Annotated in this window: 21 protein-coding genes; 9 read left to right on the top strand and 12 right to left on the bottom strand. The window is 75.2% G+C overall.

All coding sequences use genetic code 11. From position 1 onward, the window contains the following. The first annotated feature begins 34 nt into the window (after positions 1-34). Positions 35-847, top strand: coding sequence for a tyrosine-protein phosphatase (locus tag ACIQVD_RS19815; protein WP_400679786.1), 813 nt, complete (start codon positions 35-37; stop codon positions 845-847). Between the two features lie 61 nt (positions 848-908). Here ACIQVD_RS19815 and ACIQVD_RS19820 read toward each other — a convergent pair whose 3' ends face one another. From ACIQVD_RS19820 to ACIQVD_RS19830, 3 genes are all read right to left on the bottom strand, one after another. Continuing rightward, positions 909-1583, bottom strand: a complete 675-nt coding sequence (locus tag ACIQVD_RS19820) for a VOC family protein (RefSeq protein WP_402290767.1) — start codon at positions 1581-1583, stop codon at positions 909-911. A gap of 218 nt (positions 1584-1801) precedes the next feature. Then, entirely contained in the window at positions 1802-1942 is a 141-nt protein-coding gene (locus ACIQVD_RS19825; protein ID WP_402290770.1) for a hypothetical protein, read from the bottom strand. Between the two features lie 33 nt (positions 1943-1975). After that, entirely contained in the window at positions 1976-2980 is a 1005-nt protein-coding gene (locus ACIQVD_RS19830) for a PHP domain-containing protein (protein ID WP_402290772.1), read from the bottom strand. 176 nt (positions 2981-3156) lie between these two features. Between ACIQVD_RS19830 and ACIQVD_RS19835 the strand changes: the two genes are divergently transcribed. Next, the gene (locus ACIQVD_RS19835; protein WP_402290774.1) at positions 3157-4083 is read left to right on the top strand and encodes a diiron oxygenase; all 927 of its coding nucleotides are present in this window, start codon (positions 3157-3159) and stop codon (positions 4081-4083) included. 123 nt (positions 4084-4206) lie between these two features. Further along, positions 4207-5694: an MFS transporter gene (locus ACIQVD_RS19840; protein ID WP_402290777.1), complete on the top strand. Its 1488-nt coding sequence runs from the start codon at positions 4207-4209 to the stop codon at positions 5692-5694. On the opposite strand, the gene ACIQVD_RS19845 is transcribed toward ACIQVD_RS19840, so the two are convergent. Both ACIQVD_RS19845 and purB read right to left on the bottom strand, forming a co-directional pair. Next, a complete protein-coding gene (locus tag ACIQVD_RS19845) occupies positions 5691-6008 on the bottom strand; it encodes a hypothetical protein (protein ID WP_402290779.1) in 318 nt (105 codons plus the stop codon). The genes ACIQVD_RS19840 and ACIQVD_RS19845 overlap by 4 nt on opposite strands. Positions 6009-6219: 211 nt before the next feature. Beyond that, complete coding sequence (gene purB / locus ACIQVD_RS19850; protein ID WP_402290782.1) at positions 6220-7650, bottom strand: adenylosuccinate lyase; 1431 nt, start codon at positions 7648-7650, stop codon at positions 6220-6222. 93 nt (positions 7651-7743) lie between these two features. Between purB and ACIQVD_RS19855 the strand changes: the two genes are divergently transcribed. Then, entirely contained in the window at positions 7744-8100 is a 357-nt protein-coding gene (locus ACIQVD_RS19855; protein WP_400679767.1) for a DUF6204 family protein, read from the top strand. Between the two features lie 28 nt (positions 8101-8128). On the opposite strand, the gene ACIQVD_RS19860 is transcribed toward ACIQVD_RS19855, so the two are convergent. The 4 genes from ACIQVD_RS19860 to ACIQVD_RS19875 form a co-directional block, all read right to left on the bottom strand. Further along, on the bottom strand, positions 8129-9040 hold the full coding sequence (locus ACIQVD_RS19860; RefSeq protein ID WP_400679764.1) for a DUF2797 domain-containing protein: 912 nt from the start codon (positions 9038-9040) through the stop codon (positions 8129-8131). Positions 9041-9069: 29 nt separating this feature from the next. After that, entirely contained in the window at positions 9070-9531 is a 462-nt protein-coding gene (locus tag ACIQVD_RS19865; protein ID WP_400679761.1) for a MarR family winged helix-turn-helix transcriptional regulator, read from the bottom strand. A gap of 106 nt (positions 9532-9637) precedes the next feature. Continuing rightward, positions 9638-10042, bottom strand: a complete 405-nt coding sequence (locus ACIQVD_RS19870) for a DUF3037 domain-containing protein (protein ID WP_400679759.1) — start codon at positions 10040-10042, stop codon at positions 9638-9640. Next, a complete protein-coding gene (locus ACIQVD_RS19875) occupies positions 10039-10797 on the bottom strand; it encodes a HipA family kinase (protein WP_400679756.1) in 759 nt (252 codons plus the stop codon). Before ACIQVD_RS19875 ends, ACIQVD_RS19870 begins: the two co-directional genes overlap by 4 nt. A 154-nt stretch (positions 10798-10951) precedes the next feature. On the opposite strand from ACIQVD_RS19875, the gene ACIQVD_RS19880 reads away from it, so the two are divergent. After that, on the top strand, positions 10952-12310 hold the full coding sequence (locus tag ACIQVD_RS19880) for an NAD(P)/FAD-dependent oxidoreductase (protein ID WP_100840566.1): 1359 nt from the start codon (positions 10952-10954) through the stop codon (positions 12308-12310). A gap of 76 nt (positions 12311-12386) precedes the next feature. Here the strand turns inward: ACIQVD_RS19880 and ykgO are convergent, their stop codons facing one another. The 3 genes from ykgO to ACIQVD_RS19895 form a co-directional block, all read right to left on the bottom strand. Beyond that, positions 12387-12509, bottom strand: a complete 123-nt coding sequence (gene ykgO, locus ACIQVD_RS19885) for a type B 50S ribosomal protein L36 (RefSeq protein ID WP_111552099.1) — start codon at positions 12507-12509, stop codon at positions 12387-12389. A gap of 85 nt (positions 12510-12594) precedes the next feature. After that, on the bottom strand, positions 12595-12951 hold the full coding sequence (locus ACIQVD_RS19890) for a hypothetical protein (RefSeq protein WP_400679753.1): 357 nt from the start codon (positions 12949-12951) through the stop codon (positions 12595-12597). Positions 12952-12965: 14 nt separating this feature from the next. Beyond that, positions 12966-14282, bottom strand: a complete 1317-nt coding sequence (locus ACIQVD_RS19895) for an aminotransferase class I/II-fold pyridoxal phosphate-dependent enzyme (RefSeq protein WP_402290790.1) — start codon at positions 14280-14282, stop codon at positions 12966-12968. A 34-nt stretch (positions 14283-14316) separates the two neighbouring features. On the opposite strand from ACIQVD_RS19895, the gene ACIQVD_RS19900 reads away from it, so the two are divergent. The 4 genes from ACIQVD_RS19900 (at position 14317) to ACIQVD_RS19915 (ending at position 17970) form a co-directional block, all read left to right on the top strand. After that, the gene (locus tag ACIQVD_RS19900) at positions 14317-14982 is read left to right on the top strand and encodes a pyridoxamine 5'-phosphate oxidase family protein (RefSeq protein WP_402290793.1); all 666 of its coding nucleotides are present in this window, start codon (positions 14317-14319) and stop codon (positions 14980-14982) included. Next, positions 14976-15623 carry an FMN-binding negative transcriptional regulator gene (locus tag ACIQVD_RS19905; RefSeq protein WP_402290795.1) on the top strand — a complete coding sequence of 216 codons (648 nt, stop codon included), beginning with the start codon at positions 14976-14978 and terminating at the stop codon, positions 15621-15623. The genes ACIQVD_RS19900 and ACIQVD_RS19905 overlap by 7 nt, the downstream gene beginning before the upstream one ends. Before the next feature lie 153 nt (positions 15624-15776). Continuing rightward, the gene (locus ACIQVD_RS19910) at positions 15777-17138 is read left to right on the top strand and encodes a sugar porter family MFS transporter (protein WP_402290798.1); all 1362 of its coding nucleotides are present in this window, start codon (positions 15777-15779) and stop codon (positions 17136-17138) included. A gap of 142 nt (positions 17139-17280) precedes the next feature. Continuing rightward, positions 17281-17970, top strand: a complete 690-nt coding sequence (locus ACIQVD_RS19915; protein ID WP_402290801.1) for a dienelactone hydrolase family protein — start codon at positions 17281-17283, stop codon at positions 17968-17970. The last annotated feature ends 20 nt before the right edge of the window (positions 17971-17990 follow it).

Raw genomic sequence — 17990 nt, forward strand, 5'->3', positions numbered from 1 at the left:
CCGTTTCCCGGGATCCGTCGACAGGGAGGCCGTCATGCAGCACTCGTACCTCGTGGACTCCGCCACCGTCGCCAACCTGCGCGACCTCGGCGGCATCGCCCTGCCCGGCGGGGCCCGGGTCCGACCCGGGCTGGCGCTGCGCTCCGGCCAGTTGGACCGGCTCGATCCGGCGGGCGACCCGATGTTCGACGCGCTGGGCGTGCGCACCGTCATCGACCTGCGCACCGCCGCCGAACGCGCCGCCTTCCCCGACCGGGTGCCCGGCGGGGCGCACCTGCTGGTCGCGGACGTGCTCGCCGACCAGGCGGGCAGCGGCGCGGTGTCGGCGCTCGCGGCCACGCTCGCGGCGGCGCTCGTCGACCCGGCCGGTGCGAACCGGGCGCTCGGCGGCGGCCGGGCCGCGAGCGCGCTGCGCGCGGACTACCGGGCGTTCGTCACCTCGGCCTCCGCCCGGCAGGCGTACAAGCAGCTGATCACCGCGCTCGCCCACCGGGGCGGCGGCCCGGTGCTCTTCCACTGCACCGCGGGCAAGGACCGCACCGGCTGGGGCGCCACCCTCGTCCTGCTGCTGCTCGGCGCGGACGAGCAGACCGTCCGCACCGAGTACCTGTCCGTCGACCCGGCGGTGCGCGCGCACTACGCCCCGCTGGTGGAGCGCTTCCTCGCGGCGGGCGGCGACCCGGAGGTCGCGGACGCGGTGTTCTCGGTCCGCGCCGAGTACCTGGCCGCCGCGCTCGACACCCTCACCGAGCACTGGGGCGACGCCGAGAGCTACGCCCGGGCCGGGCTCGGGCTCAAGGACGACACCCTGGACGGCCTGCGCGAGCGGCTGATCGAAACCGCCTGAGCCCCGCCCCGCCCGGCCCGACCGTCCGCCCGGGGCCGGGTCAGCCCGGGTCAGCCCGGGGTCAGCCCGCGGCTCCGGCCGCGCCGACGCACGCCTCGTTGCCCTCCGGGTCGGCCAGCACCCAGTGATTGGGCGCGTGCTCGTCGGTCACCAGCCGGCCGCCGGCCGCGATCGCCGCGGCGATCCGCTCCTCGGCGCGGTCGTGCGGCACCCAGACGTCCACGTGCACCCGGTTGCGCTGCGGGCGGGGCCCGTCCATCTGCTGGAAGTAGAACGGCGCACCGCGACGGGCCGGGTCGAGCAGGTCCTCCGGGCTGCCGGAGCGGTCCCGGTAGCCGAGCAGCGCCCGCCAGAACGCGACCGCGGCGGGCACGTCCAGCGCGTCGACCGTGACCTGCACGGTCTGCACCCCGTCCGGTTCGGCGACCGCGCCGAGCTCCCGGGCGACCCCGGACACCAGCCGGGCCAGCTCGACGTGCCGCTCGGTCAGGCCGTAGTACTCCGCGCCCGCCTCGATCAGCCGGACCGTCACGCCCTCCGGCCGCAGGTCCACGTCCGCCTCGCCGACCCCCGCCAGCGCCTCCCCGATCGCCCCGACCAGCCGCGCCCCCGCCCCGAACGACCCCGTCCGGAAGAACGCGCACGCCCCCTCCCCCAGCACTCGCCAGTCCTCGGTCCCACCCGCCGCGTGGAACGCCAACGGCCTAATCCTCACCACTTCGTGCACGTCAGTCATCCGCGCAGCGTACCGACCCGCACTGACACCCCCTCAGCCCCCCAGCCCCAGCCCCAGCCCGCCGCAGGCGCCTCCCTACCGCGCCAGCAGGTGCTCCACCGACCACGCCGTGACCACCCGCTCCGCGTCCAACCCCAGCACCGCCGCACACTCACAGCCCCCGAACTGGTGGTCGGACCGGCCCCCCTGCCCGCCGCAGGCGCCCCCTACCGCGCCCCCTACCGCGCCCCCGCCCACGCCCACGCCCACGCCCACGCCAGCAAGTGCTCCACCGACCACGCCGTGACCACCCGCTCCGCGTCCAACCCCAGCGCCGCCGCGCGCTCGCAGCCGCCGACCTGGTGGTCGAGCCGGTCCACCCCCTCCTCCCCCCTGCCCGCCGCAGGCGCCCCCTACCGCGCCCCCGCCCACGCCAGCAGGTGCTCCACCGACCACGCCGTGATCACCCGCTCCGCGTCCAACCCCAGCATCGCCGCGCGCTCGCAGCCGTCGATCTGGTGGTCGAGCTGGCCGGGCGCGTGGGCGTCGGTGTCGATGGCGAACAGGCAGCCGAGGTCGGCGGCCAGGGTGAGCAGGTCGTCGGGCGGGTCCTGGCGGTCGGGGCGGCAGTTGATCTCGACGGCGGTGTCGTGTTCGCGGCAGGCGGTGAAGACGGCCTCGGCGTCGAACTCGGACGGCGGGCGGGGCTGTTCGCCGAGCCGCCGCCCGGTGCAGTGGCCCAGGACGTCGACCAGCGGGCTGCGGACGGCGGCGAGCATCCGGTGCGTCATCGCGTCGCGTTCCATCCGCGGTTCGGAGTGGACGGAGGCGACCACCACGTCGAGCCGGCCGAGCAGTTCCTCGTCCTGGTCGAGCGAGCCGTCGGGGAGGATGTCGCACTCGATGCCGGTGAGCAGCCGGAACGGGGCGAGCCGGCCGTTGAGGTCCTCGATCAGGTCGAGCTGTTCGCGCAGGCGCTCCGCGCTGAGGCCGTGGGCGACGGTCAGGTGGGGCGAGTGGTCGGTGAGGACGGCCCAGTGGTGGCCGAGGGCGCCGGCGGTGCGGGCCATCAGGTCGATCGGGACGGTGCCGTCGGACCAGTCGGAGTGCAGGTGGCAGTCGCCCTGGAGCTTCTCGCGCAGCCGGAGCGCGGCGGGGGACGGGGCGGGTCCGGCGGCGGCGCGGGCCTCGGTCTCCAGCAGGTACCGGGGGGTGCGGCCGGCCGTGGCGTCGGCGATCACCCGGGCGGCGACGGGGTCGACGCCCGGGAGGCGTTCGGCGTCGGCGGCGGAGATCGGTTCGGGGGGCAGCGCGGCGGCGGCCCCGACGGCGGAGCGGAACGCCGCGGCCCGGTGCGGGGAGGGGAGTTCGCGCTCCAGCAGGAAGGCGATGCGTTCCAGGGCGGTGACCGGGTCCATGCGGCCAGTCTGCGCGGGGCCGGGCGGGGCCGCACCCGGGCGGGAGACGGGCGGGGAACGGGCGGGGAACGGGTGGGCGGGTCGCCGCTGATCTGCCTCGACCCCTTGTTGACAGTCTGTCTCATTGGTTTACTCCTCCTGGAGCCCCCACCGCCCCGACCCTCCGGAGCCCGCCCGTGTCCGACACCACCGCCCCGCCCCAGACCCCCGCCCGGCAGCGCAACGCCGACCGCGAACTCAACGCCGCCCGCCTGCTGCGTGCCTCCGCCAAGCACTCCTACGACCCGCTGACCGAGATCGACTGGAGCGCCCCCGTCGACCCGGACCACTACGCCCTGCCCGCGCACCGCGTCGCGCTCCACGGCACCCCGCTGTGGGAACGGCTGGACGAGCGGCGGCGGGCGCAGCTGAGCGTGCACCAGTTCGCCTCCACCACGGCCGCCGGGATCTGGTTCGAGCTGGTGCTGATGGAGGGCCTGATCCGGCACGTCTACGCGGGCGACCTGACCACCCGGCACGCCCAGTACGCGCTGACCGAGGTCGCCGACGAGTGCCGGCACTCGACCATGTTCGCCCGCTACATCACCGCGACCGGCTACCCGTCGGCCCGGCCGACCCGGCGCGCGGACCGGCTGGGGAAGCTGCACTTCCTGCTCAACGACACCACCATGACCTTCGCCGGGGCGATCTTCGTCGAGGAGTTCACGGACGCGATGCAGCGCGAGATGGTCCGCGACGAGTCGCTGCAGCCGCTGGCCCGGTCGGTGGCCCGGATCCACGTGGTGGAGGAGGCCCGGCACATCGGCTACGCCAAGCCGGAGCTGGAGCGCCGCTGGGCGGCGATGACCCCGGCCCGGCGGGCGGTGTTCCGGCGGGCGCTGGCGCTGCTGGCCCGGCAGGCGGTGGCCGAGCTGGTCCACCCGCGGGTGTACGCGCTGGCCGGGCTCGACCCGGTCGAGGCCCGCCGGGCCGCCGCGGCCAACCCGCACTGGCGGCAGGCCCGGATCGACTGGGCGCGCAAGGCGATGGAGTTCTTCACCGACCTGGGCATCGTCACCCCGGCCACCGCCCGCTCCTGGCAGCGCGGCGCACTGCTGCCCTGACACACCCCCGCGCCCTGACACCCTCGCGCCCTGACACCCCTGACGTCCCGCCATCCCTGACGTCCCGCCACCGCCTGCGCGCCGCTCCCCCGGCCGCCGCCCCTCCTGCCGGAGACTCGGACCGTGAGCGACAACGGAATCCGCCTCGGCACGGGCCGCGGCCGGTGGGTGGTGGCGGCGACGGCGCTGGGCTCCGGCATGGCGATGCTGGACGGCACAGTGGTGAACGTCGCGCTGCCGCGGATCGGCGAGGAGCTGGGGGCGAGTCTGTCCGCGCTCCAGTGGACGGTCAACGCGTACATGCTGACGCTGGCGGCGCTGATCCTGCTCGGCGGCTCGCTGGGCGACCGGTACGGGCGGCGGCGGGTGTTCCTGCTGGGGGTGTGCTGGTTCGCGCTCGCCTCGGCCGGGTGCGCGGCCGCGCCGAACGTCGAACTGCTGGTGCTGGCACGGGCGTTGCAGGGCGTGGGCGGGGCGCTGCTGACACCCGGTTCGCTGGCGATGCTACAGGCGGTGTTCGCCGAGGAGGACCGGGCGGGCGCGGTGGGGGCCTGGTCCGGCCTGGGCGGGGTCGCGGCGGCGGTCGGGCCGTTCCTGGGCGGCTGGCTGGTGGACGGGCCGGGCTGGCGGTGGATCTTCCTGCTGAACCTGCCGCTGGCGGCGGTGGTGGTCGCGGTGACGGCCCGGCACGTCCCGGAGAGCCGGGACCCGGACGCGAGCGGGCGCTTCGACGTGCCGGGCGCGCTGCTCGCGGCGCTCGCGCTGGCCGGGATCACGTACGCGCTGACCGAGGCCGGCGCGGGGCCGACCCCGGCCGCGCTGGCCGCGGGGGTGGCGGGGCTGGCGCTGGCGGCGGCGTTCGTGCTGGTCGAGCACCGCTCGCCGAACCCGATGCTGCCGCTGTCGCTGTTCCGCTCGCGGCTGTTCACCTCGGTCAACCTGGTCACCCTGTGCGTGTACGGGGCGTTCAGCGGGGTGTTCCTGCTGCTGACGGTGCAGTTGCAGATCGTCGCCGGGTTCACGCCGCTGCTGTCGGGGGTGGCGCTGGTGCCGATCACCGTGCTGATGCTGCTGTTCTCCGGCCGGGCGGGACGGCTGGGCCGGGCGGTGGGGCCGCGGCTGCCGCTGACGGTGGGGCCGCTGGTGGTGGCCGCGGGGGTGCTGCTGATGCTGCGGATCGGGCCCGGCGCGAGCTACTGGCTGGACGTGCTGCCCGCGGTCACCGTGCAGGGCGCCGGGATGACGCTGCTGGTCGCGCCGCTGACGGCGACCGTCCTGGCGGCCGTGGACGTGCGCCGGGCCGGCATCGCCTCCGGCGTCAACAACGCCGCCGCCCGCGCGGCGGGCCTGTTCGCGGTCGCCGCGATCCCCCCGCTGGCGGGCCTGAGCGGCGACGCCTACCGCGTCCCGGCCGAGGTGGACGACGCCTTCCGCACCGCCATGCTGATCTGCGCCGGCCTGCTGATCGCGGGCGCCGTCCTGGCCTTCGCCACCGTCCGCTCCGACGCGCTGGCCCCGCCGCACCCGGTCGCCGAGCCCGACTGCGACTGGTACTGCGCCCCGACCACGCCCCCGATCCACCCGGACGGCGGCGGGCACCGGGCGGTCTAGTCGCGGGGCTGCCCGGCGGGCGCGCCGGTCGGCGGCCGGTCCGGGGCGGGGTGGGCGGACCGGGTGAGCAGGCGGGTGACGGCGCGGTCGGCCGGTTCGGTGCCCAGCAGGGCGAGGGCGCCGAGCGGGAGGAAGAAGGCCAGGAAGAGCAGCAGCGGGAGGACCCCGGTGGCGGTGCCGGCCAGCAACCGGGCCAGGGCGCCGGAGAGCAGCAGGTCGGCCGCGCCGCACAGGCCGACGTAGGCGACGCTGATCCCGGCCCTGGGGGCGGCGCCGCCGGTGGGGGCGCCGGCCGACCGTTTGGTGGCTCGCATGGCTGGCTCTCCGGGTGTGCTGGGCACCGCCGCCGTCGGCGTCCTCACCGTTCCCGCAGTGACGGACACCTCCGGTGTACCCCGCCCGACCGCCGTCCGACCCCGACTTCGCGCCGATTCCCTCCCCCGGGCGGCACGGCGGCCCCCGGGAACCGGGCGCGGCCCGCCCCGGAGCTGTTCCGGGACGGGCCGCGCGGTGGCTGACGGATCGTCAGAGGATGTCGCCGGGCGCGTACTTGGCGGCCTCCGGGTGGGCGGCGGCCACCTCCTCGATGCGCCGGACCAGCTCGCCGACCTGGGCGGCGGCGGCGCCGGTGAAGGCGAGCCGGTCGGCCAGCAGGGCGTCCAGCGCGGCGTGGTCCAGCGGGATGCGCTCGTCGGCGGCCAGAGCGGGCACCAGGGTGTTCTCGCGGGCGCCCTCGCGCATGGCGAGCGCGGCGGCCACCGCGTGCTCCTTGATGACCTCGTGCGCGGTCTCCCGGCCGACGCCGGCCCGCACCGCGCCCATCAGGACCTTGGTGGTGGCCAGGAACGGCAGGTAGCGGTCCAGTTCGGCCTCGATCACGGCGGGGAAGGCGCCGAACTCGTCGAGGACGGTCAGGAAGGTCTCCAGCAGGCCGTCGAAGGCGAAGAACGCGTCCGGCAGCGCGACCCGGCGCACCACGGAGCAGGAGACGTCGCCCTCGTTCCACTGGTCGCCGCCGAGCTCGGCGGTCATCGAGGCGTAGCCGCGCAGGATGACGGCCAGGCCGTTGACGCGCTCGCAGGAGCGGGTGTTCATCTTGTGCGGCATCGCCGAGGAGCCGACCTGGCCGGCCTTGAAGCCCTCGGTGACCAGCTCGTGGCCGGCCATCAGGCGGATGGTCTTGGCCAGGCTGGAGGGGCCGGCGGCGAGCTGGACGAGCGCGGAGACCACGTCGTAGTCGAGCGAGCGCGGGTAGACCTGGCCGACCGAGGTGAACACGTTCTCGAAGCCGAGGTGGCCGGCGACCCGGCGCTCCAGCTCGGCGAGCTTGTGGGCGTCGCCGCCGAGCAGGTCGAGCATGTCCTGGGCGGTGCCGACCGGGCCCTTGATGCCGCGCAGCGGGTAGCGGGCGATCAGCTCCTCGAGCCGGACGAAGGCGACCAGGACCTCGTCGGCGGCGGTCGCGAAGCGCTTGCCGAGGGTGGTGGCCTGGGCGGCCACGTTGTGCGAGCGGCCGGCCATGACCAGCTCGCCGTACTGGGCGGCGAGGCGGCCGAGGCGGACCAGCACGGCGACCGTGCGGTCGCGGACGTGCTCCAGCGACTGGCGGATCTGCAGCTGCTCGACGTTCTCGGTGAGATCGCGCGAGGTCATGCCCTTGTGGATCTGCTCGTGCCCGGCGAGCTCGGAGAACTCCTCGATCCGGGCCTTCACGTCGTGCCGGGTGACCTTCTCGCGGGCGGCGATGGACGCCAGGTCGACCTGGTCCACCACCCGCTCGTAGTCGGCGATCGCGGTGGCCGGCACCTCGATGCCGAGGTCCTGCTGCGCCTTGAGGACGGCCAGCCACAGGTGGCGCTCCAGGACCACCTTGTGCTCGGGGGACCACAGCTGGGCCAGGGTCGCCGAGGCGTACCGGGAGGCCAGGACATTGGGGATCTTGGGCTTCGCGCTCACGTTTCGCAAGCCTAACAGTCGAGGTCAGGCGAGCACGCAGCGCGTCCGGAAACCGGGATGAGCGCGGCGGGGTCGGCGGGTTAGGGTCCGGGCATGACCAAGCGCACCTTCCGGATCACGGTCCGCGGCTCCTTCGACGCCCTGACCGACGAGCAGCGGGCCGGGTTGCAGGCCCGGGCGGCGGAGCACGACGTGCTCCGCGCGGAGTTCACCGAGGAGGGGCACCTGACGTACGACCTGTCGGCGCGGCCGTTCTTCACCTTCCGGTTCCTGGAGCACGGGGAGGCGGAGGAGGACGTGGTGGCGGCGTCGGTGCGGGCCGAGACGGCGGCGGAGCTGTGGCTGACCGACCGCGGGTACGGCTACAAGAACCTGAAGTCGCAGGCGCAGGACATGGCGCTGGCGGCGCTGGGCGCGCGGCAGAAGCAGGAGGCCCGGAAGAAGGGCTGAACCCCCGGCCGGCGCTCGGGCCCGGGGCTCAGAACAGGGCGTCCTGTTCGGCCTCGGGCCGGGCCTTGGTGAGCAGGGTCAGCCCCGCGCAGCCGGGGCCGTCGGGTTCGGCGTGCAGCGTCCAGCCGGTGAGCAGCCGGGTGTCGAGCAGCAGCGGGAGGCCGTCGGGGCGGTCGAGGAAGAGGTGGCCGCCGATCGGGCGGCGCAGCCGGCCGGCCAGCCGGGCGCCGTCGGCGAGCGAGGTGACCTGCTGGTAGCGGTCGGGGGCGCCGTCGGTGAGGCCGAAGAGCTCGACCTGGTCGGTGACGGGGTGGTCGGGCAGCGGTTCCAGCTGTTCGTGTCCCTGCTCGGCCAGCAGCCGGTGGGCGCGGGTGCGGGCGGCGGTGAGCGCGGCCCGCCGCTCGGCGGGGGCGGGCAGCTGCCACCAGGCCGGGTACTTGGCGGCGGCGGGGATCCGCTCGCGGGCCAACCGGGCGTGGGCGAGGGCGAGTTCGGCCCGGCGGACGGCGGGCAGCGGGCCGCGGGCGATGAACGTCCAGGTGAGGGCGGCCTGTTCGAGCAGGCGGACGGTGCCGCGCTCCTCGGCGGTGAGGCCGACCTTGAGCAGGCCGGGGGCGAACCAGGCGAGGTAGAGGCGGTAGTCGCGGCCGTCGTCGAGGATGCGGTCCCGGGCGAGCTGGAGGCCGCGGTCGGCGTTCTGGCAGCTCGGGCACTGGCTGGTGGTGCCCTCGGGCTGGACGGTGGCGTGGTGCGGGCAGGGCCGGTGGCCGCGCTCGGTGTGCGCGCCGGTGCAGCGGCGGGGGCCGGAGATCCGCCAGGCGACGGCCAGGCCGTCGGTGAGCGGGCGGTCGTGGCGCTGCCGGCCGTCGCTGGCGGTGAGCCGGGGCGCGCCGTCCTGCCAGCGCAGCCCGGTGGCGGTCCATCCGTTCGCCTGGTGCATGCGGTGAGCGTACGGCACGCCACCGACGGTCACTGCGGCGGCGGGGTGCAGGGGCGCAACAGCAGCGGCAGGACCTGGTCGCAGAGCCCGGCGAGGGCGGTGCGCTGGTCGGGGTCGAGGCTGTCGAAGGCGGCGCGGGCGCGGGTCATGTCGTCGCGGATCCGGTCGAGGACCTCGCGGCCCTGGTCGGTGATGGTGACGATCTTGACCCGGCGGTCGGCGGCGGCGGCCTCGCGGCGGGCGTAGCCGAGCGTTTCGAGGCGGTCGACGATGGCGGTGACGTTGGAGGCGTCGCAGCCGAGGCGGCCGGCCAGGGCGCGCATCGGGACGGGTTCGAGGACCGCCTTGAGCGCCTTGGCCTGGGAGGAGTTGAGGCCGTGGCGGGCCGCGGCGGCGGCGTAGTCCTGGAAGTAGGCGGTGCCGACGGCCGCGATCTGTTCCATCAGCTCGGTGGTGGAGGGTGCGGTGCCGGTGCCTGTGGTGCTGCCCATGGCGGTCAGGGTACGCCCATTCGTTTCAGTGACTCCAGTATTGAGTCTGGCAAGTAGTTTGCGGATCCGGCGGACGGTGGGTGCGCGTCCGTCGCGGCGGACCCGCTCAGAGCACCAGACGGTCGAACAGGTGGTGCAGTTCCGCGTCCGGGTCGGCGGTCAGCCCGGTGTGCACCGGGCCGGGCTGGACCACGGCGCTGCGCGGGGCGGTCAGCCAGCGGAAGCGCTGCCCGGCGCTGTCCCGGGCGGCCGGGCCGGCCGCCTCGCCGCCCGCGCAGACCGCCTCGATGCCGCGCAGCGCGCGCCGCACGCCGGCCACGTCGGCCAGCGCGTCCAGGGCGAGCAGGCGGCCCTGGTCGAGGTGGGTGCGGGCGCCCAGGTACTCGGCGTGGCGGCAGTACAGCAGCACGCCGATGTTGACGCACTCGCCGCGCTCGACCCGGGGGACGGCGCGGATCAGGGCGTACTCGTAGTCGTGGGCGGGGTGTCCGGGCACGGGCAGGTCGGTCATCGGGCCGCCACCTCCGGGAGCCAGTCGCGGGGCCCGGCCAGACGGGCGGTGAGCTGTGCGGTGTACGCGGCGCGGACGTCCGCGGGGCCGGTGAAGCCGGGCTCGTCGGCCAGCCAGACGTCCGGGACGGCGGCGACCGCCGCGGGCAGCGCCCCGGCGGCGAGGTCGGCGAGGTCGGCGTCGACCCGCGGCAGGCGGCCGGCGGCGTGCCGCAGCGCGTGGTCGGAGGCGTCGTAGGGCTTGCGGCGCCACTTCTCGGCGCCCGGCCAGCTGTGGTGGAAGACCAGGCTGGCGCCGTGGTCGATCAGCCGCAGCCCGCCGGCCGCGACCAGCAGGTTGGGGTTGCGCCAGGAGCGGTCGACGTTGCCGATCAGGGCGTCGAACCAGAGCACCCGGGCGGCGGTGTCCTCGTCCACCTCGAAGCAGAGCGGGTCGAAGTTCAGCGCCCCCGGGACGTACGCCATGCCGAGGTTGGTGCCGCCGCTGGCCCGCATCTGGTCCTGGATCTGCACCTCGGGCTCGCTGCGGGCCAGCACCGGGTCCAGGTCCACCAGGGCCAGTTCGGGCACCGGCAGGCCGAGCCGGCGGCCCAGCTCGCCGGCCAGCACCTCGGCCACCAGCGCCTTGCGGCCCTGGGCCGCGCCGACCCACTTCAGGACGTACAGGCGGCGGTCGTCGGCCTCGATCAGGCCGGGCATCGAACCGCCTTCGCGCAGCGGCGTCGCGTAGCGGACGGCCGTCACCTCGGAGAGCATCCGGACAGCCTAGCGGCCCGGGTCGGTGGCATGGCTCGGCGGCGGCCGGGCAGGCGTCGGGCGGGCGTTGGAGATGCACCCGCCGTTACCCCGTGCGAGTGTGGCCAACAGTCGTCCTTGCCACTCACGGACCTGCACACAGTAGGGGATGAAGATGGAACGACCTCGGATCCTGATCGTCGGCGGCGGCTTCGCCGGACTCGAGTGCGCGCGCCGCCTGGAGCGCAAGCTCGCCCCCTCCGAGGCGGAGATCTCCCTGGTCACGCCGTTCTCGTACCAGCTGTACCTGCCGCTGCTGCCGCACGTCGCGGCCGGGGTGCTGACCCCGCAGTCGGTGGCGATCTCGCTGCGGCGCTCGCTGCGGCGCACCCACATCGTGCCGGGCGGGGCGATCGGCATCGATCCGCGCTCGAAGGTCGCCGTGGTCCGCAAGATCACCGACGAGGTGGTCGCGGAGAAGTACGACTACCTGGTGCTCGCGCCGGGCAGCGTCACCCGGACCTTCGACATCCCCGGCCTGCCGGACTACGCGCGCGGCATGAAGACGCTCGCCGAGGCCACCTACATCCGCGACCACGTGATCGCCCAGCTCGACCTGGCGTCCGCGTCGATGGACGAGAACGAGCGGGCCTCCCGGCTCCAGTTCGTGGTGGTCGGCGGCGGGTACGCGGGCACCGAGACGGCGGCCTGCCTGCAGCGGCTGACCACCGCGGCGGCCAAGCGCTACCCGCGGCTGGACCCGCAGCTGATCAAGTGGCACCTGATCGACATCGCGCCGCGGCTGATGCCCGAACTGGGCGACAAGCTGGGCGTCACCGCGATGGAGATCCTGCGCGCGCGCGGCGTGGACGTGTCGCTGGGCGTGTCGATCGCCGAGGTCGGCCCGGAGACGGTGAAGTTCACCGACGGGCGGACCCTGCCGTGCCGGACCCTGATCTGGACGGCCGGCGTGGCCGCCTCCCCGCTGGTGGGCACGCTGGACGCGGAGACGGTGCGCGGGCGGCTGGCGGTGACGGCGGAGATGCGGGTGCCGCAGTTCGAGGGCGTCTTCGCGCTCGGCGACGCGGCGGCGGTGCCGGACCTGGCCAAGGGCGACGGGGCGGTGTGCCCGCCGACCGCGCAGCACTCGGCCCGGCAGGGCAAGAAGGTCGCCGACAACCTGGTGGCGGCGCTGCGCAACCAGCCGCTGCAGCCGTACTTCCACAAGGACCTGGGCCTGGTGGTCGACCTGGGCGGCAAGGACGCGGTGTCCAAGCCGCTGGGGATCGAGCTGCACGGCGCGCCCGCGCAGGCGGTGGCCCGCGGCTACCACGTGATGGCGATGCGCACCAACGCGGCGAAGTACCGCACGGCGGCCAACTGGCTGCTGAACGCCACCGCGGGCGACGACTTCGTCCGCACCGGCTTCCTGGCCCGCCAGCCCGCCCGGCTGCGCGACTTCGAGTACACCGACGCGTACCTGTCCCGCGACGAGGTCCGCGAGCACGCGCAGGCGCTGCTGGCCAAGGGCTGAGCGCTGAGCGCTGAGCGCGCCCGCCGCACGGCGGAAGGCCCCGCCCGGTTCCTCCGGGTCGGGGCCTTCGCGGTGCTCAGCCCTGGCGGGCCTTGAAGCGCGGGTCCCTCCGGTTGATCACGAAGGTGCGCCCGCGCCGCCGGACCACCTGGGCCCCGGGCTTGGCCTTCAGGGAGCGGAGCGAGTTTCGGACGCGCATGGCGGGGTCCTTCCCGGTCGTCTGGTCGGTGCGTCGTGCACAACCGGGACGGGACGCCCACTATTCCTCGCGGACATGACAGCGGTCAGAGGCGGTACGGGTACCGCTCGGCGCGGCCGCACGGGACGGCGACCTCGATCCGGCCGGGCGGGGCGGCCAGGTCCGGCAGGATCGGGCAGTCGCCGGCCCGCAGCACCTCCGCGCCGCCGAACTCGCCGGTCAGCAGCAGGAGTCCGCCCTCGGTGCGGACGGCGGGCGCCGCCCCGGCGGCGGGGCGGACGGTGGCGTGCTCCTCGTCGACGGTCCACTCGACGCGGTAGGGGCCGGGCGGGTCGGCCGGGTCGCCGCGCCGGCGCGCGAGGGCCGGGCCGTACGGGGTGCGGACCTCTGCGAGCGGGGGGCCGGGGTCGGCGGGGCGCAGGCGCTCCAGGTGGACCAGCACGGGGGCGAGCCCGCTCAGGTGAGCCGGGAGCCGGCCGCGGGGGCGGCCAGGGCGGCGGCGAGGTCGGCGGCGAGGGCGGTGGATTCGGCGGGGGTGAGGGTGGAGACGGTGATCCGGAGGCCGGGCGGGGAGGCGAGGCGGAAGCGGGAGCCGGGGGCGGTGACCCAGCCGCGGTGGAGCAGGGCGGCGGTGGCGGCGGTCTCGTCGGGGACGGGGACCCAGACGTTGAGGCCGCTGGCGCCGTGGGCGCGGATGCCGTGGGCGGCGAGGGCGGCAAGCAGGGCGTCGCGGCGGGCGCGGTAGACCGGGGCGGGGGCGGGCGGGTCGCGGCGCAGTTCGAGGACGGCGCGCTGGAGCAGGTGGCTGACCCAGCCCGCGTCCAGGCGCTGGCGGCCCAGGACCCGGGCGATGGTGTCGGCGTCGCCGGTGCAGACCGCGACCCGCAGGTCGGGGGCGAGCGCCTTGGCGGCGGAGCGCACCAGCGTCCAGTGCGCGACGGTGCCGGCGGCCAGTGATTGGAAGGACTGGTCGACCATGCCGTGGCCGTGGTCGTCCTCGATCAGGACGGTGGCGGGGCGGGCGGCCAGGACGGCGCGCAGCGCGGCGGCGCGGGCCGGGGTGAGGGCGGCGCCGGTGGGGTTCTGGGCCCGGCTGGTGACGATCAGGGCGCGGGCGCCGTGGTCGAGCGCGGCGGCGGCGGGGCCGGGCAGCGGGCCCTCGTCGTCGACCGGGACGGGGACGGGGCGCAGGCCGAGCGCGGGCAGCAGGTCGAGCAGGCTGCCCCAGCCCGGGTCCTCGACGGCGACGGTGTCGCCGGGGCGCAGGTGGGCGGCGAGGACCCGCGAGATGGTGTCCAACGCGCCGGAGCAGACCGCGAGTTCGCCGTCGGGGACGCCGTCGGCGCGGAACTCGGCGCGGAACCCGGCGAGCAGCCCGGGCTCGGCGACCGGCTGCCCGTACAGGACGGCGGGCCCGGCGGCCGCGGCGGCCAGCGCGGGGCCGAGCGGGGGCAGCAGGGCCGGGTCGGGGTTGCCGGCCGACAGGTCGCGGGCGCCGGGCGGGACGGGCAGCCGGGCCTGGTCCCGGGGGGCGGTGACCGGGCGGGGGCGGACGCGGCTGCCGCGCCGCCCGGCGGTCTCGATGACGCCGCGTTCGCGCAGCAGGCGGTAGGCGGCGGCCACCGTGTTGGGGTTCACGCCGAGCTCGACGGCCAGGTCGCGCAGCGGGGGCAGGGCGGCACCCGGGGTCAACTCCCCCGCCGCGAGCGCGCGTTCGACGTCGGCGGCAATCTCGCTGGCTCGCCGACCGGTGATCCGATACTCTCCTAGCACAAAGAAGATTATGCACTAGTGCAGAGGAGTTGTCATGTCGGACAGCCCCGGCGGGTCGTACACCCGCGACGGCCTCACCACCCCGACCCGCTCCAAGGAGCGCGCCGCCTGGGACGAGCAGGCGGTGCACGCGATCCTGGACGCCGGGTACCTGTGCCACCTCGGCTTCGTCCGGGACGGCGCGCCGGTGGTGCTGCCCACGCTGTACGCCCGGGTCGGCCGCCGGCTGTACGTGCACGGCTCGACCGGCAGCCGCCCGCTGCGCGGGGCCAAGGGCGAGGAGGGCCTGCCGGTGTGCGTGACGGTGACGCACCTGGACGGGCTGGTGCTGGCCAAGTCGGCCTTCCACCACTCCGTCAACTACCGCTCGGTGGTCGCGCACGGCACCGCCCACCAGGTCACCGACCCCGCCGAGCTGCGGCTGGCGCTGGACGCGATCGTCGAGCAGGTGGTGGCGGGCCGCGCGGCCGACTGCCGGCCGGCCAACGCCAGGGAGCTGGCCGCCACCGCGGTGATCCGGCTGGAGCTGGACCGGGTCTCGGCCAAGACCCGCACCGGCGGCGTCAACGACGAGCCCGAGGACCTCGCCCTGCCGTACTGGGCGGGCGTGGTGCCGGTCGCCCCCGCCCACGGCGCGCCGCTGCCCTCCCCGCACACGGACGTCGAACTCCCGCCGTACCTCCGGGAGTCGGCGTGCTGATCCGGGGCTGGGACCGGGGCTCGGAGCAGGAGTGGCGCCAGTGGCTGGCCGCCGGGCGGGACTTCGGCACCCTGGCGGCCAACGGCCCCGACGGCCCGGTCCTCGTCCCCACGCACTTCCTGCTGGACGCGGACGCGGGCGAGGTGCTGCTGCACCTGGCCGCCGCCAACCCGCTGCTCGCCGCGGTGCGCGCCGACCCGCGCGTCACGCTGGCCGTCACCGACGACTACGCCTTCGCCCCCGGCCGCTGGCGCGGCGAGCCGTACACGCCGACCAGCTACTACGCGTCCGTCCAGTTCTCCTGCACCGCCGAGCTGGTGGAGGACGCGGCGGGCAAGGCCGCGATCCTCAACCGGCAGCTGGCACACTTCCAGCCCGAGCGGCCCGGCGACCGGGTCGGGCCCGGCGGCGCGCACTGGGCGCTGCTGACCGGCGTGCGGGGGCTGCGGCTGACGGTGCGCCGGGTGCGGGCGAAGTTCAAGTACGACGACAAGAAGCCGGTCGAGCTCCAGGCCGAGGTCGCCGAGCGGCTGGCCGAGCGCCACGCGGCCATCGGGAACCCGCGGGACGCCGGGGCGCGGGCGCAGCTGCTGCGGCGGATGGCGGTACGGACGGCCGGTGCCGACCGTTCGCCGGACTGACGGATCGTCCGTTCCGGGCGTGTCGAACGCGTACCGCGGGGTAGCCGCTGATCGAATTACCTCCGGATATTTCCGCCCGAAACGGGCGGAACGGGATGTAGGGAGAGAACACTGGCTACCCACTCCGCCGCCAGGGACGAACACCTCGGCCATGTGGTGTTCATCTCCGCAGCCGCCGCGATGGGCGGGTTCCTGTTCGGCTACGACAGCGCGGTGATCAACGGTGCGGTCACCGGCATCCAGAAGCACTTCGGCGTCGGTAACGGCGAGACCGCGTTCGTGGTCGCCATCGCCCTGCTCGGCTCGGCGGCCGGCGCGGTGGTCGCCGGCTGGCTGGCCGACCACTACGGCCGGGTGCGCACCATGCTGCTGGCCGCCGTCCTGTTCGCGATCAGCGGCGTCGGCTCGATGTTCCCGCCCAGCATCGAGGTGCTCGGCGTGTGGCGCGTGCTCGGCGGCATCGCCATCGGCATCGCCTCGGTGATCGCCCCCACCTACATCGCCGAGGTCGCGCCGACCGCGTACCGGGGGCGGCTGGCCTCCTTCCAGCAGATGGCCATCGTGCTCGGCATCACCGTCTCGCAGCTCGCCAACTGGGGGCTCAACCAGGCCGCCGACGGCGAGTCCACCAACCACCTGGCGGGCGTCCAGGCGTGGCAGTGGATGCTCGGCGTGGAGGCCGTGCCCGCGATCGTCTACGGGCTGATGGCGCTGTCCATCCCCGAGTCGCCGCGCTACCTGATCGCCAACAACCGGGAGGCGCAGGCCCGCAAGGTCCTGGCCGAGGTCGAGGGCTCCGGCGTCGACCTGGACGCCCGGATGGCGGAGATCCGCCAGGTGCTCGACACCGAGAACAAGCCCCGTCTGAAGGACCTGCTGGGCGGGCGGTTCGGGCTGCTGCCGATCGTCTGGATCGGCATCGGCGCCTCGGTGTTCCAGCAGTTCGTCGGCATCAACGTGATCTTCTACTACTCGTCGTTCCTGTGGCAGTCGGTCGGCATCGACGAGTCCAACTCGCTGCTGATCTCGCTCTCCACCTCGATCGTCAACGTGGTCGGCACCGTGGTCGCGATGCTGCTGGTCGACCGGATCGGCCGCAAGCCGCTGGCGCTGGCCGGCTCCGCGGGCATGGCCGTCGCCCTCGCGGTCGCCGCCTGGGCGTTCTCCTTCCGGCACGGCACCGGCGACAGCGCGACCCTGGACGACGCGTACGCCACCACCGCGCTGATCGCCGCGCACGTCTTCGTGTTCTGCTTCGCCTTCTCCTGGGGCGTGGTGGTCTGGGTGCTGCTCGGCGAGATGTTCCCCAACCGGATCCGGGCGCTGGCCCTGTCGGTGGCCGCCTCCGCGCAGTGGATCGCCAACTGGGCGATCACCGTCAGCTTCCCCAACCTCTCCGACTGGAACCTGTCGGCGACGTACGTCATCTACGCCTGCTTCGCGCTGCTCTCCATCCCGTTCGTGGCCTTCTTCATCAAGGAGACCAAGGGCAAAGCACTGGAGGAGATGGGCTGAACGGAACCGGTCGACCTGCCGACAGGACGACCGACGGCGGGTGGCGGAGACGGCCGCCGCCACCCGCCGGCCCTAGAGTGCAAGGCGAACCCCCCGCTGCCCGCCGCGAGCTGCCGCCCGCGGCCGTCCCGACGGAGAGGCCATGGGCGCCGCCCGCCAGAACACCAGCTTCCCCGGCCCCGGAAGCACCCTGCACGGCTACCTCGCCCCACCGCCCACCGGCACCGGCCCCGGCGTCCTGGTCGTCCAGGAGTGGTGGGGCCTCACCCGGCACATCGCCGAACTCACCGACCGCCTCGCCGCGGCCGGCTTCGTCGCCCTCGCCCCCGACCTGTACGGCGGCACCGTCACCCACGACCGGGCCGAGGCCGCGAGGATGAGACGCGAACTCCCGGTGGAACGGGCCGCCGAAGAACTCTCCGCCGCGGTCGACCACCTGCTCGACCACCCCGCGACGGTCGGCGACGCGATCGGCGTCGTCGGCCTCTGCATGGGCGGCGCCCTGGCCCTGCACCTCGCCACCCGGGAGGGCGACCGGATCGCCGCGGTCGTCCCCTTCTACGGCCTCCCGGACGAGGACCACCCCTACACCGGCCTCACCGCGCACGTCCTCGGCCACTACGGCGAACGGGACGCCTCGCTGCCCACCGAGACCGTCGACGAGGCCGCGATCCGCATCGGCGAGGCGACCGGACGCCGCCCCGAGATCCACTTCTACCCGGCCGGCCACGCCTTCCTCAACGACGAGAAGACCCCCAGCACCTACGACCCGCTCCAGGCCGAGATCGCCTGGCGCCGCACCGTCAGCTTCCTCTGGGGCCACCTGGGCTGACACCGCCCCTGGCGGGGGGC

Origin of the sequence: Kitasatospora sp. NPDC090308, from assembly GCF_044769485.1 — a bacterium.
Classification (GTDB): domain Bacteria; phylum Actinomycetota; class Actinomycetes; order Streptomycetales; family Streptomycetaceae; genus Kitasatospora; species Kitasatospora fiedleri.

Bases quoted from the DNA above. Each gene is read 5' to 3' on its own strand.
- ACIQVD_RS19815 (WP_400679786.1), top strand. From the start codon at position 35: ATGCAGCACTCGTACCTCGTGGACTCCGCCACCGTCGCCAACCTGCGC.
- ACIQVD_RS19820 (WP_402290767.1), bottom strand. From the start codon at position 1,583: ATGACTGACGTGCACGAAGTGGTGAGGATTAGGCCGTTGGCGTTCCAC.
- ACIQVD_RS19830 (WP_402290772.1), bottom strand. From the start codon at position 2,980: ATGGACCCGGTCACCGCCCTGGAACGCATCGCCTTCCTGCTGGAGCGC.
- ACIQVD_RS19845 (WP_402290779.1), bottom strand. From the start codon at position 6,008: ATGCGAGCCACCAAACGGTCGGCCGGCGCCCCCACCGGCGGCGCCGCC.
- ACIQVD_RS19855 (WP_400679767.1), top strand. From the start codon at position 7,744: ATGACCAAGCGCACCTTCCGGATCACGGTCCGCGGCTCCTTCGACGCC.
- ACIQVD_RS19860 (WP_400679764.1), bottom strand. From the start codon at position 9,040: ATGCACCAGGCGAACGGATGGACCGCCACCGGGCTGCGCTGGCAGGAC.
- ACIQVD_RS19865 (WP_400679761.1), bottom strand. From the start codon at position 9,531: ATGGGCAGCACCACAGGCACCGGCACCGCACCCTCCACCACCGAGCTG.
- ACIQVD_RS19870 (WP_400679759.1), bottom strand. From the start codon at position 10,042: ATGACCGACCTGCCCGTGCCCGGACACCCCGCCCACGACTACGAGTAC.
- ACIQVD_RS19875 (WP_400679756.1), bottom strand. From the start codon at position 10,797: ATGCTCTCCGAGGTGACGGCCGTCCGCTACGCGACGCCGCTGCGCGAA.
- ACIQVD_RS19880 (WP_100840566.1), top strand. From the start codon at position 10,952: ATGGAACGACCTCGGATCCTGATCGTCGGCGGCGGCTTCGCCGGACTC.
- ykgO (WP_111552099.1), bottom strand. From the start codon at position 12,509: ATGCGCGTCCGAAACTCGCTCCGCTCCCTGAAGGCCAAGCCCGGGGCC.
- ACIQVD_RS19900 (WP_402290793.1), top strand. From the start codon at position 14,317: ATGTCGGACAGCCCCGGCGGGTCGTACACCCGCGACGGCCTCACCACC.
- ACIQVD_RS19915 (WP_402290801.1), top strand. From the start codon at position 17,281: ATGGGCGCCGCCCGCCAGAACACCAGCTTCCCCGGCCCCGGAAGCACC.